Origin of the sequence: Arsukibacterium ikkense (genome assembly GCF_000987775.1) — a bacterium.
Classification (GTDB): Bacteria; Pseudomonadota; Gammaproteobacteria; order Enterobacterales; family Alteromonadaceae; genus Alishewanella; species Alishewanella ikkense.
In genome coordinates this window covers 162,928-174,941 of sequence record NZ_LAHO01000011.1, presented here as the reverse complement: position 1 = coordinate 174,941, position 12,014 = coordinate 162,928, and the positions used below count along the sequence as shown (strand labels likewise).

Annotated in this window: 9 protein-coding genes; 8 read left to right on the top strand and 1 reads right to left on the bottom strand. The window is 46.5% G+C overall.

Annotated features, from left to right (window positions below; all coding sequences use genetic code 11):
- The first annotated feature begins 115 nt into the window (after nt 1-115).
- From WG68_RS12320 to sbcC, 8 genes are all read left to right on the top strand, one after another.
- Entirely contained in the window at nt 116-853 is a 738-nt protein-coding gene (locus WG68_RS12320; RefSeq protein ID WP_046557987.1) for a hypothetical protein, read from the top strand.
- Between the two features lie 113 nt (nt 854-966).
- Nucleotides 967-1,536, top strand: a complete 570-nt coding sequence (locus WG68_RS19130) for a hypothetical protein (RefSeq protein ID WP_052749074.1) — start codon at nt 967-969, stop codon at nt 1,534-1,536.
- A gap of 57 nt (nt 1,537-1,593) precedes the next feature.
- Nucleotides 1,594-2,382 (top strand): thioredoxin domain-containing protein, encoded by a 789-nt coding sequence (locus WG68_RS12310; RefSeq protein ID WP_046557986.1) that lies wholly within the window; start codon nt 1,594-1,596, stop codon nt 2,380-2,382.
- 349 nt (nt 2,383-2,731) lie between these two features.
- The gene (locus tag WG68_RS19125; protein ID WP_152663092.1) at nt 2,732-3,280 is read left to right on the top strand and encodes a hypothetical protein; all 549 of its coding nucleotides are present in this window, start codon (nt 2,732-2,734) and stop codon (nt 3,278-3,280) included.
- A gap of 29 nt (nt 3,281-3,309) precedes the next feature.
- On the top strand, nt 3,310-3,699 hold the full coding sequence (locus WG68_RS12300; protein WP_200897592.1) for a hypothetical protein: 390 nt from the start codon (nt 3,310-3,312) through the stop codon (nt 3,697-3,699).
- A gap of 498 nt (nt 3,700-4,197) precedes the next feature.
- Nucleotides 4,198-4,866, top strand: a complete 669-nt coding sequence (locus WG68_RS12295) for a hypothetical protein (RefSeq protein ID WP_046557985.1) — start codon at nt 4,198-4,200, stop codon at nt 4,864-4,866.
- A gap of 523 nt (nt 4,867-5,389) precedes the next feature.
- Nucleotides 5,390-6,643: an exonuclease subunit SbcD gene (sbcD, locus tag WG68_RS12290; RefSeq protein ID WP_046557984.1), complete on the top strand. Its 1,254-nt coding sequence runs from the start codon at nt 5,390-5,392 to the stop codon at nt 6,641-6,643.
- A complete protein-coding gene (gene sbcC, locus WG68_RS12285; RefSeq protein WP_046557983.1) occupies nt 6,640-9,669 on the top strand; it encodes an exonuclease subunit SbcC in 3,030 nt (1,009 codons plus the stop codon). Before sbcD ends, sbcC begins: the two co-directional genes overlap by 4 nt.
- Here sbcC and WG68_RS12280 read toward each other — a convergent pair.
- The gene (locus WG68_RS12280; RefSeq protein WP_046557982.1) at nt 9,659-11,983 is read right to left on the bottom strand and encodes a putative bifunctional diguanylate cyclase/phosphodiesterase; all 2,325 of its coding nucleotides are present in this window, start codon (nt 11,981-11,983) and stop codon (nt 9,659-9,661) included. The two genes, sbcC and WG68_RS12280, sit on opposite strands and share 11 nt — an antisense overlap.
- Nucleotides 11,984-12,014: the final 31 nt, after the last annotated feature.

The following is a 12,014-nucleotide window of genomic DNA, read 5'->3' as shown; positions in this document are numbered from 1 at the left end:
TTGGAATGTGTGGTTGGGGTTACGCTTACAGTTTTTCAGTGAGTTGTAATTGCAGGCTTCGGTTGACAACAAAGCCAGTGAATTTTATCTGCTGGTTGAATTTTAGGATTTACACATGAAAAACTCTAACAAGTGTGCTTTAGCTTTATTTGCAACACTAACTTTTGGGTCGTTTGCAGATGGAGGTCTTAATCAAAACAGCTCAGCTTCCGACCGCGAGTTACTGAAAAATTACAACGAGAGACACAAACAGTACGCACACTATCTACAGTTAACCGAAACGCAATACCACCACGCCCTCTCCAAGTACTTAGAGTTGATGTCTGGTGTTAAAAATGGGTTGAAGCCGTTAACTTTAAATAGTCACCCAGAGATAGAAGAGGCTCAGCTTTACTTCGATCAAAACAAAGCATTACCTCCAATCCTCTCAGATAAAATCAACGAAATTGTATCAACGCAGCTTCTAGACTATTCGGAGTATCTCGGTATTCCTATCAATAAATTGCGAGAGTTTGAAATTTTTGTTGGTGAACAGATTGATATGCAGAAAGTCGCTTCAAATTTTAACACTGGTGACTTAGCGTCTGCTTTTAGCGATGAAGAGCCTGAGACAATTGTTATTACGTGTGATGCACAATGTGTACAACAAGCCCAAATAACTTTTAATTTTAAACAACTCTACTTTGCCCAATGGGCTTCCAATGCAGGAGTCTCGCAGTTTGAGTCCTTTTATGTTCGATACCCGACCTACCCAACACAGTCTTCGCATGAAGAGTGGCGATACAATAATTTTTCTGGGGCATGGTTTCGAGGAGTAGTGGAAATGTGTGGAGATGTTGTGTGTAAAAAGTGAGCATCCCACACCAGATTTTATTGAAATATCGTGTTAATTAGACACTTCCAATTTTGCGTTACTTTCTAACAATATGCCGCCCAAAAAAGGGCGTGAACTATAAGGGAACTACAATGTTAATCAGAAAAAATATTATATGGTCCACTGTTTTTGCTATTGCAGCTTTTAATGTCTCGGCAAATTCAGACTTGTCGGGGGCAGACAGCGCTAAGTTGAATCAGCTTTGGGAAAATACAGTATCTCACCAGTTAGCACCAATCAAGTCTACAAAAGATTTGTATAAATTAGACAGCAATAAATCTTGGGAGAGCCTCACCGAGTACGCAAAAAACACTTTTGTTGAGAGCTTGGTCATCAATGACAAAGGTCTAGCTGGCTTCAATTATGCAGTTTTAGAGGCGGAGTTAACAGTTTCAGAAATCTACTCAATACTAAGCTTATTCGGTGCACAAAGGCTGGCAAGCTTAATGACGGATGCAATTGTTGAATCTGAGACTGATGTCCTTTTGCTAAATAATCCTCAATATCGTAAATCGCAGAAAACTGATTTAAGTGAACCTGGTGGATACCAAATAATGAACGGTGGTGGCGTAGTTAGTAAAAGTGATCAGAAAGGAAAGTATTGCCATGATGCAGGTCAGTGTTTAGACCAAGATGGTGCAATCTGTACAACTAGCTGTTAATTAAAAATATGTTACACCGCTTACGTAGAGGTAGGCGGTGTAATCGTGAGACTAAAGATGAATCTTATAAATGCTTTAATTCTTTTAGCAGCCCTAACCAGTGATATTGACGATATCCAACGGTGTAGCAATCCTTATGGACTGTTAGAAATTGCCGGTGAAGTAGAAAAAACTCATCGCGATGTAGTTATTGAAAATGGCGTTAAGGTTGACCGAAGGTCTGAGATGCTCCGCGCTTTTGAAGATAACTGTTTAAAAAAATTCTTCGAAAATGATATTAAGATGGAAGATGATAGAGATAGCCACATATTGTTTTCAGCAGTTAAAAAAAGTCATTTCTATACTCGTACTCACAGTACCATTAACCAATATGAAGATTATTTGGACAGAACAGGTAACTTTTATAAACCATCTAGAGAATACATAGATGGTGTAAGACAGTTTTTGCCAAACAAGGATGGTGTTAAAGGTGAGTTACTTTTAAATCATGAACTGGAGTTATTCGAACCAAATAAAGACAATACTTTGATAATTGTGTCGTCTCCCTACTGCACGCCATCAAAGCGGCTTAAAGATTGGTTAGAAGAGGAGAATATTGAATTCAAATCAGTATCTTTGATTTGGGCTTTTAAACCACCCCCAATTTTCGATCTGGCCGATTTTTATCAAGATACAGATAATCAGGGTTACGATATTGTCGTTGGAGTTGAAGATTGGAAGACTATCAAGTTCTGGGGAACTCCAACGATTTATTACTATAAAGATGGGGATCTGGAAAAACAGGTTGGTGCCTGGTCCGAAGAGAGTAAGGAGTTTTTAAGAAGTCTTAGTTTAGCTAGTAACTAGGTGGTTAATAGGTTGTTTGGTTATGCAGCTGAGTCTAGCCAAGCCTTTACTCTTAGTTCACCATTTCGTTTGAAAAAGCACTGATACTTCCATTATGGAGGATGTGTCTTTCGCATATTGGAAGTTTTTGAAAGCGTTTATAGATTAGTTTGGTTAGCTTTGAGTGTTTTGTATTGATTAAAATGAAAATAGAAAAGTACTTGTTGGATTGTTCGCTTTAAAACATCTAAGTTCCAGATTATTCGGATTTTAGTTTGATATGGTTTTACTTATTTTTGGCATCATTATTGATGTCGGTAACTTGCAACTGGCTCTAAAGACGAGCCTAATTACTCATCGAGGAAATATAATGTTAACTATTAAAAAGGTTCTACTATCGACTATATTGGCATGTACAGTATTTTCAGTGTCAGCTGATTCAAAGCTTGCATCTTTGGACTCTGTTAACGCACAGCAAATTTGGGCGGAATCTGTCGCTAAACAAATGGCAGAAATTAAATCTACTGAAGACCTGTATAAGTTAGAAGACAGCGAAGTCTGGAATAGTCTCTCTGAGCATGCACAAAGAGATTTTATAGAAAGCTTGGTGATTAACAATAGAGGGCTTGCTAGCCTGAACCATTCTGTCCTTGAAGCCGAGTTAACCGCCTCAGAAATTTATACACTATTGAGTTTATTCGGTGCGCAAAAGATAGCGAGCACAATGATTGGAGCACGTGTGGAAGATGCGACTGATGTATTAATATTAAGCAGACCCAGTTTAAATCATTCAGAGGAAACATTTTCAGTAATGAGTGGAGGCACAACGACTAAAGGTGAAACTCATAGAGGCTACTATTGCGCTTATCGTGGCACTTGTTTAGAGCAAGACGGCTCAACCTGCACGAGTAGCTGTTAGCTTGCATTGCCACACCGGCAGGGGTCGGAGTGGCAATACTCGGTTTTTCGCTAAGCTTAAGTAGAATGAAGAGTTTGCAGTCCTGTATAGATGACTTATTGCGGTTAAAAAAAACAGAGGTAGTACACAAGATGTCTGCGAAAACTATTCGAGAAATTAACGACAAGTATAGGTACGAAGATAAAAAACCAGGTGGAGCAAGAGATAACAGCTTAGTTTCATGTGCCCAATGTGATGGATATAATGAGCTCCAATACATATACGACACGAAACTGAAGCTTTTAGTATCTGAAAGAAAAATCACTGAAGATAAAGCCATTGCAGCGCTTGAAAAAGCCTGTGCAGACTTGAAGAATCCAAGAGCTCGGACTGATTTTTATAGAAAACTGTCTGAGATTTTGGGCGTTGTAATAAAGTAAGTATTTTGAGGAGAGCTCCTAGCTCTCAACATGGAAAAGCAAGGGCCGCAAAGCGATATGTGCTTCCGGCCTTATTCATTATTGGGAAATGTTGTTGGTATCGCTCACGCAGTTGATTTCGATGGCCCATCTGGTCTTTTTAAATCAATTGCCTGTGAGAGAATCAGAAATTCTCTGAGTACATCATCACGTTTGCCTAGTGCGTTTTATATTCCAAGAATCGCTCCGATAGCCATAGCGACGCATGTTTTATTGCGTGTGAAGCGAAAAATGGGCCAACATTGGTTGATGGTAATACATGTTGCTGAGGCGATTTAGCGATTTTTCACGGTAGTTCATGAACATGCATCCCCTTACTTTATGGCAAAGCGTCTGGTTACGATTTGGTAGCGAGATGATTAATCTTTAAATCACCACATGGAACGTTTTGGTAGTAATAACGACACCCTTAATGTAGAGCAAGAGGGACGGTATCCATTAAAAATATAGGTTCAGTATATGTCAACACAGTTTAATTTCTCTGGATTGTCGCCATTGTTTAACGAGTCTATTGAGCGTGACGAGCAAACAATTGCGTTTGAGGTGCAAAACGGAAGGGGTAGATTTCTATTTCTAATGTTTTTTGACGATGATGATATCGAAACGCAAGATCAGTTGTTTGTCTTTCTGAGAAATACGCGATATATGTTAGAGCTAAAGCTTTATGGGGCTCATAGAAAAGGTCAATTTTGCGTATACGTAAAACCATGGCAAGAAGAGCAAATAAAGTTAGAGCTTGGGATTGGCCAAAGTCAATCAACCACGCCGTTCGATCTGATACGTTTTCTGACGGATCTTAATGCTGCCTTACCCGTTTCGTTACCACTAACCCAAAAAATAGAAAATCTAAGAAGAAATTGGAATGTGATCAGACCTGACCTACCCGAACGAGTTATTAAGGAAGAAGACAAAACTGTTTTAATCGGAGAGAAACGTTTACCAGAAGGACACAGCCCTAACGAAAGGACCCTAAGAAAATTATATTTGCATACTCAAGGCAATCCTAACGATATAGCACGTTTAATACGTTGCTTGAAAGCTGCAAAGATGACAGTTGCCTGGACAACAGAGGACAGTAAGTTTAGCTCAACCGACGTTAGAGCACTAATTAATAAAGTAGAGCAGTAACAACCATGATGTGCGATGCCTAGTTGTATCCAGTTTTAAATCGTGCAACCATTGGTTTTATTGTTTTGAAAACTGCAAAAAATTGCTTCAGTCTCCATCGGTTAGCGCAGCTTTAGTCCGAGTTTTTGAGCTTCACTCGAAATGGATAAAGAGAGGGCAAAATGACATGTAATGTGGTGGATAACATCGTATTTAAATGGTTCTGTCGATGGTATCATTGAAATAGTAATATACTTTAACTGCGATATAATTAGTAAAGACTAACCCTTTGGGGTGTTCCCGATTGAGGTAAATGTAAAGTCGTTTAAGACTTTTAGCTTCGTCTTTACATTTTATGTGTTATTGATGATTAGGAGACGTATGTTGGTTGATTTATATGGGAAATCGTCTTTACATTCCGGGAAGTGTAATAGTCCCGTTTTAGGGCCGGAATGTAAGAATGACCAAAAAGCCTGCTTCGTCAGGCTTTTTACTTTAGCCTGACGGTTCTCTAAGCGGGATCTCTAAACGAATAGTGCTGGCAATGCGAATTCTCCATAGTTCCGACTGGCATTTAGGCCAGCATTTTATTGGTAAAAGCCGCGCCGCTGAGCATGCGGCCTTTTTGCAATGGCTGGTTGCTCAGGTGAATGAGCTGAACATCGACGCGATAATTGTTGCCGGTGATGTGTTTGATACCGCCACCCCGCCCAGTTATGCCCGCGAGCTGTATAACCAGTTTATTGTCGATTTGCAGTCAAGCGGTTGCCAGTTAGTGATCTTAGGCGGTAACCATGACTCGCCGGCCGTGCTGGCCGAAAGTAAACAACTGCTGGCGCAGCTGCGTACCACTGTTATTCCCGCTATTCCGGCTGCATTAGCGGAGCAATTAGTGGTGCTGCTAAATAATAGTGGCGACGCTGCCTGCTTGCTGGCTGCGGTGCCTTTTATCAGGCCGCGCGATGTACTGCAAAGCCAGGCCGGGCAGAGCGGCCGGCAAAAACAGCAAGACTTGCAACAGGCTATCGCTGACCATTATCAGCAGTTGTTTGCTTTGGCCGAGCGCTACAACCAGCAGCATCAGCTGCAGTTGCCTATAGTAATGACGGGCCACTTAACCACCCTTGGTGTCAGCCAGTCAGAATCAGTGCGCGATATTTATATTGGTACCCTGGAGGCCTTTTCGGCAAGTCGCTTTCCGCCAGCGGATTACATTGCGCTCGGTCATATTCATCAGGCGCAGCAGCTAAACAGCAACACCGATATCCGTTACAGCGGCTCGCCGATCCCCCTTAGTTTTGATGAAGCCCGCCAGCAAAAGCAGCTGTGGTTGCTGGAGTTTAGCGGTGGTGAAAAAATCGTTAGCAGTGTCAATATTCCCTGCTTTCAACCGTTAGCCAGCCTTAAAACCGATTTAGCCAGCTTGCCAACCATGCTGCAGCCGTTGCTGGATAACCTGGTCAGCGGAGCCAGTTTGTGGCTGGAAGTGGTGATTAACAGCAGCGACGGCTATTTAACCGACTTACAGCCGCGGGTTGAGCAACTGCTTAACGACTTACCGGTAGAGCTATTGCGGCTGCGCCGTGAGCGCAGTAACAGCGGTGCCAGCTTGCAGCAGCTGGAGCAAACCAGTTTGGCAGAGCTGTCGCCAGCTGATGTCTGGCAGGCGCGGCTGGCCGATGAAGTGCTAACGGCCGAGCAGCAACAACAACTTACAGAGCTGCATCAGCTGGTACTGGCCAAAGTGCAGGACACTGAGCCGCAGCTAGCCAGCGGCAGTCAGGATGGTAACGCATGAAAATCCTGGCGGTACGGCTGCAAAACCTTAATTCCTTACGCGGCGAATGGCTGGTTGACTTTCGCCAGCCGCCGTTTGACAGCACCAGTTTATTTGCCATTGTTGGCCCGACCGGTGCCGGTAAAACCACTATTCTTGATGCGATCTGCCTGGCGTTATATCACCAGACGCCGCGTTTAAAAACCTCACCCACCAGCAATGAGCTGATGAGCCGCCACAGCAGTGAATGTCTGGCTGAAGTTGAATTTGAAGTGGCAGGTCAGGGCTATCGTGCTTTCTGGAGCCAGCGCCGCGCCCGCGGTCAGACCGATGGCAATTTACAGCCAGCAAAAGTAGAACTGGCCAGGCTGGATGGCACTATTCTGGCTGAAAAAACCAACGAAAAATTAAAACTGATAACTGAGCTGACCGGGCTGGACTTTGGCCGCTTTACCAAGTCGATGCTGTTGGCCCAGGGCAGCTTTGCTGCCTTTTTAAATGCCGATGCTAATGAGCGGGCCGAATTGCTGGAAGAGCTGACCGGCACCGATATTTATGGCCGGATCTCTGAGCAGGTGTTCAGTGACGCCCGCGAGCATAAAACCGCGCTGGAGCTGCTGCAGGCGAAAGCATCGGCCACAGCGTTACTTTCTGCTGAGCAACAGCTGGTACTCAAGGCGGAACTGGCGCAGTTAAAAAGTCAGCTGGCAGCGCAACAAAGCGCAGTAAGCCAGCAGCGACAACTGCTGCAGTGGTGTCAGCAAGTCTCAGCTGCAGAGTTGGCGCTGCAACAAAGCCAACTGGAAGCCGCAGACCTTAATAGACAGCAACAACAACAGCAACCAAAACTCGACCGGCTGCAACGCCATCAGCCCGCCAGTAAGCTGGCACCGCTGTTTCAGGCCTTGCAACAGACGCAGCAGCGCCAGCAGCAGTTAATCACCGAGCAACAACAGCTGCAGGCCGATATTGAAGCAGCCAGCATCAGGCAGGCGAATACGCTCTGGCAAGGTTGGCAATGTCTGGCAGGCCAGCAGCAACACTCGTTGCAACAACAGCAACAGCTGGTGCAGCAGCAACAAGATATAGAGCAACAGCAGAGCGGGCTGGCAGCGACCTTGCAGCAACAGAGCACAGAGCACGACCAGTTGCAGCAGCAACTGGCAAGGTTAACACAGGGCAATGATGCTGCTGCGCTGCGCCAGCAACAGCAGCAGCAACAACAGCGGCTGTATCAGCTGCAGCAGGCACAGCGGCTGCTGGGCCAGCAGCTAAAAAGGCAACAGCAACTGGCAGAATTACAACAACTGCTTACCGACAAACAACAGCAACTGGCGCCGCTGGCTGACGAACTGACTACTTTGCGCCAGCGCTTTAAAAGCCTGAATGAACAGATAGCAGATAAAAAACAGTTATTAGCGCAACAACAGCTGATTATGCAGTTATCTGAACACCGGGCTAACTTGCAGCCAGAGCAACCTTGTCCGCTTTGTGGCAGTATCGAGCACCCGGCAGTCAGCGAATATCAGCAGTTAGATGATTCAGCAATGGCTAAGCAACTGGCTGAAAAAGAAACAGAGCTAAACAAGATACAAATGCAGGGCGAGGCGGCACGCACCCGCCAGGCAGAGCTGAATACTGAAACCGCGCAGCTGCAACGTCAGCTTGGCCTGCAACAAACCGAGCTGGAGGAGCTGAAAAGTCAGTTGCAACCGCTGTTGCAAGGTGTGATTGAGCCTGCAGAGCAATCAGACAGTAGCGTAATTGCGCAGGCACTTAGCGCGCATTATCATCAATTAGAACAGCAACTTGCGGCCAGCGGGCAACAGCTGCAACAGCTGGAGCAGCAGCAGCAACAATTGCAGCAACTGGTCGCCAAGCAACAGCTGGCAGAGCGCCAGCAGACTGAACTGGCACATCAGCAAGCAATGTTGGCACAGCAGCAACAAGTGTTAACTGAGCAACTGAAGGCCAGGTCCAGTGAGTTGGCGCAGTGGCAGCAGCAGTGGCAGGCGTTGCAACAGCAGCCGCCACAGCAGCAGCCAGCCCCTCCGGATCTGGCTGCAGTAAACCGGCAACTGCAACAGGTGCAACAGCAATTGCAGCATGCACAGGGGCAGCAACAAGTGTTGCAACGCCAGCTGACACAGACATCGGTAGATATGCAACAAGCAACCCTGCAGTGGCAGCAAGCGCTGGCCGTCAGTGAGTTTAACGATGAAGCGGCTTTTCTGGCTGCCTTGCTCAGTGATGCCGAGCTAAGCGAGCTGACTGTACTGCAGCAACAATTGCAGCAAGCTGAGGTAGCCAGCAGGCGCCTGCTGGCAGACCGGCAGCAGCGCTATGAAGAATTGACGCGGCAACAACTCACTGCCGAACCGCCCGCGCAATTGCAGTTGCAGTTACAACAGCTGGAGCAACAGGTGCAGCACCTTAGCGAGCAGCAGGGCCGGCTGCAACACCAGCTTAGCAGTGATCAGCAGCAGCGTGTTGCTCAGCAAAGTTTACTGGCACAGATTGCCGCGGCAGAGCAGCACCTGGCACTATGGCAACGATTAAACAGCCTGATTGGCTCGGCCGATGGCGCAAAGTACCGCCGTTTTGCCCAGGGCCTGACCCTGCAGCAACTGGTAGTACTGGCTAATCGCCAGTTACAGTTACTGCATAACCGCTATCAATTGGCCCGCCACCCTAGTGCAGAGCTGGAGTTGCAAGTGCTGGATACCTGGCAGGCTGATGTGGCGCGGGATACCAAAACCTTATCGGGTGGTGAGAGTTTTCTGGTCAGTCTGGCGCTGGCACTGGCGTTATCTGATCTGGTTAGCAGTAAAACCAGCATTGATTCGCTATTTCTGGACGAAGGTTTTGGCACCCTTGATGCTGATACCCTGGAAAGTGCACTGGCGGTGCTGGATCAGCTTAATGCCAGCGGCAAGATGATTGGTATTATCAGCCATGTAGAGGCGCTAAAACAGCGGGTGCCGGTACAAATTATTGTAGAGAAGCAACAAGGTTTGGGTTACAGCCAAATCCGGATCAGTCAGTAGGATTTTGTTGCAGGCGACGTTGTTTGCGTAACAGCTCTGCAAACTCTGACGCCGGTACCGGCTTGCTGAAAAAGTACCCCTGATAATAGTCACAAGACTGCTGGCGTAAGAAAGCCAGTTGTTCGGCGGTCTCTACCCCTTCGGCCAGTACTTTAAACCGCAGGTTATGTGCCAAATCGATAATAGCTTTGGCAATGCTTTGGTCATCTTCAGCTTCGGGCAGATTTTCAATAAAGCGCCGGTCGATTTTTAATACATCCAGCGGCAGGCGTTTTAAGTAAGCCAGCGAGGAGTAACCCGTGCCGAAATCATCAATCGCCAGTTTAATGCCCATGGCGCGTAATTCCATCATCGTTTTAATCACGTCTTCCTCATCACCCATTAAGGCATTTTCGGTAACTTCCAGCTCCAGGCAGGCGGGATTAAAGCCCGTTTCCTGCAAAATACGGGTTGTCTGATGTTGTAAATCGCCTTTATTAAACTGTTGAGCGGAGACATTAATCGCTAAATTAATATTAGAAAGACCAGCGATTTGCCAGGCTTGGCCCTGCCGGCAGGCCTGTTGTAATACAAACAGGCCGATAGGATGGATCAGGCCACTACTCTCAGCCAGTGGAATAAAGGTATCCGGGCTGATTATGCCGTCTACTGGATCAATCCAGCGCAACAATACTTCTGCGCCAATGATCCGGCCACTGGTGATGTCGAGCTGCGGTTGGTAGTAGCAGGTTAAATGGTTTTGCTTTATGGCATTGCGCAGCCTTTGCTCCAGCAGCAGCCGCTGCCTGGCCTGCAAGGTCAGGCTGTCAGAGTAAAAGCTATACGTATTGCGGCCATCAGCTTTTGCCCGGTATAACGCCGCATCGGCACCCTGTAACAGCGCTTCGGCGCTGTCAGCATGCACAGGGTAAACGCAAATACCGACTGAGGCGGCAACATTGACGTCGTTTTGCTGGCCCAGGGCAAAGGGGGTATGTAATTGTTGCAGAATTTTATCGGCAACTCTGGCGGCATCTTCTGGTTGTGCCAGTTGCTCAACCAGAAATACAAATTCATCCCCGCCCAACCGGGCCAGAGTATCGGTTTCCCGACAACAAAGGTTAAGGCGCTCGCTCACCTGCAGCAGCAAACTGTCGCCGGTTTGGTGGCCAAAGCTGTCGTTGATATCTTTAAAATGGTCTAAATCGAGGATCAGCACCGCCAGGAATTGCTGGTTACGCTTAGCCAGCTTTACTGCGCTGCTCAGCCGGTTACTAAAATGCTGCCGGTTTGGCAGTTGGGTCAATGGATCAAACTCGGCCAGAAATGCCAGTTCTTTGGCCTGGCGTTTACGCTCGGTTAAATCAATATCAATACAGAAAATTTGTGGTGTTTTGTCGGGTAGTTTTACTACAGCATGATTGGAAAATACTGAAATAAGCGAGCCATCTTTACGGCGTAAAGTCAGCTCTTCAGCTGGAATGGGCTCGGCATGTTCAGCCATAAAGGTTATCGCTTTGCGCACTTCAGAATGTGCTTCTATCGGAATAATAAGGTCCAGCAAGCTGCGGCCAAGAGCCTCTTCTTTACTGTAACCATAAATCAGTTCGCTGGCCCGGTTCCAGTAAATGGTCGTACCAAACTCGTCGTATCCCTGAACTGAAATTTGCGGCGCATTATCCAATAACGTCCGGAAACGAAGTTCACTTTCAAGTAACTGCTGCTCTGCCAGTTTCTGGGCTGAAATATCCTGAACTACGGCAATAAAGTAAGGCGTGCCATCGCTTGCTTCCAGCACTTTAGCCACTGCCAGTTTTACCCAGATAATATTGCCGGCCTTATTGAAATAGCGCTTTTCCAGGGTATAACTGGCAATAATATCCTGACGTAACTGGTCAAATTGTTGCTGGTCATGCTCCAGGTCGGCTGGGTGAGTTATCTGTTGAAAAGACATGTCCAGCATTTCAGCCGGACTGTAGCCAAGCATATTGGCAAAATGCGGGTTAATCCGTAAAAACTGACCGCGGATACTGATATGAGCAATGCCGGCAGCCGCATGATCAAAGGTTTGGCTGAACGCTTGCTCGCTGGCGTGCAATGATTCTGTCAGTTTCTGGTGCTGACGCAGCAGCAACCAGGCCAGGATACCGGTCAGACCGATATAAAATAAACCTTTATAAGTCTGGTAGCGGTTAAGCTGCTCTGGGCTGTCTGTCAGCATGAGCAACCAATGATCACTGTAGATTATCCAAACCATCCCCAGCAGCAGGTACATCATTACCCCCATTAACGGGTACAGACGAAGCATGTTGGCGGAGTGGTTTCGTTTCATCATTCACATCTCTGGTGCAACTGGCTGATTAAGT

Bases quoted from the DNA above. Each gene is read 5' to 3' on its own strand.
- WG68_RS12320 (WP_046557987.1), top strand. From the start codon at position 116: ATGAAAAACTCTAACAAGTGTGCTTTAGCTTTATTTGCAACACTAACT.
- WG68_RS19130 (WP_052749074.1), top strand. From the start codon at position 967: ATGTTAATCAGAAAAAATATTATATGGTCCACTGTTTTTGCTATTGCA.
- WG68_RS12310 (WP_046557986.1), top strand. From the start codon at position 1,594: ATGAATCTTATAAATGCTTTAATTCTTTTAGCAGCCCTAACCAGTGAT.
- WG68_RS19125 (WP_152663092.1), top strand. From the start codon at position 2,732: ATGTTAACTATTAAAAAGGTTCTACTATCGACTATATTGGCATGTACA.
- WG68_RS12295 (WP_046557985.1), top strand. From the start codon at position 4,198: ATGTCAACACAGTTTAATTTCTCTGGATTGTCGCCATTGTTTAACGAG.
- sbcD (WP_046557984.1), top strand. From the start codon at position 5,390: ATGCGAATTCTCCATAGTTCCGACTGGCATTTAGGCCAGCATTTTATT.
- sbcC (WP_046557983.1), top strand. From the start codon at position 6,640: ATGAAAATCCTGGCGGTACGGCTGCAAAACCTTAATTCCTTACGCGGC.
- WG68_RS12280 (WP_046557982.1), bottom strand. From the start codon at position 11,983: ATGATGAAACGAAACCACTCCGCCAACATGCTTCGTCTGTACCCGTTA.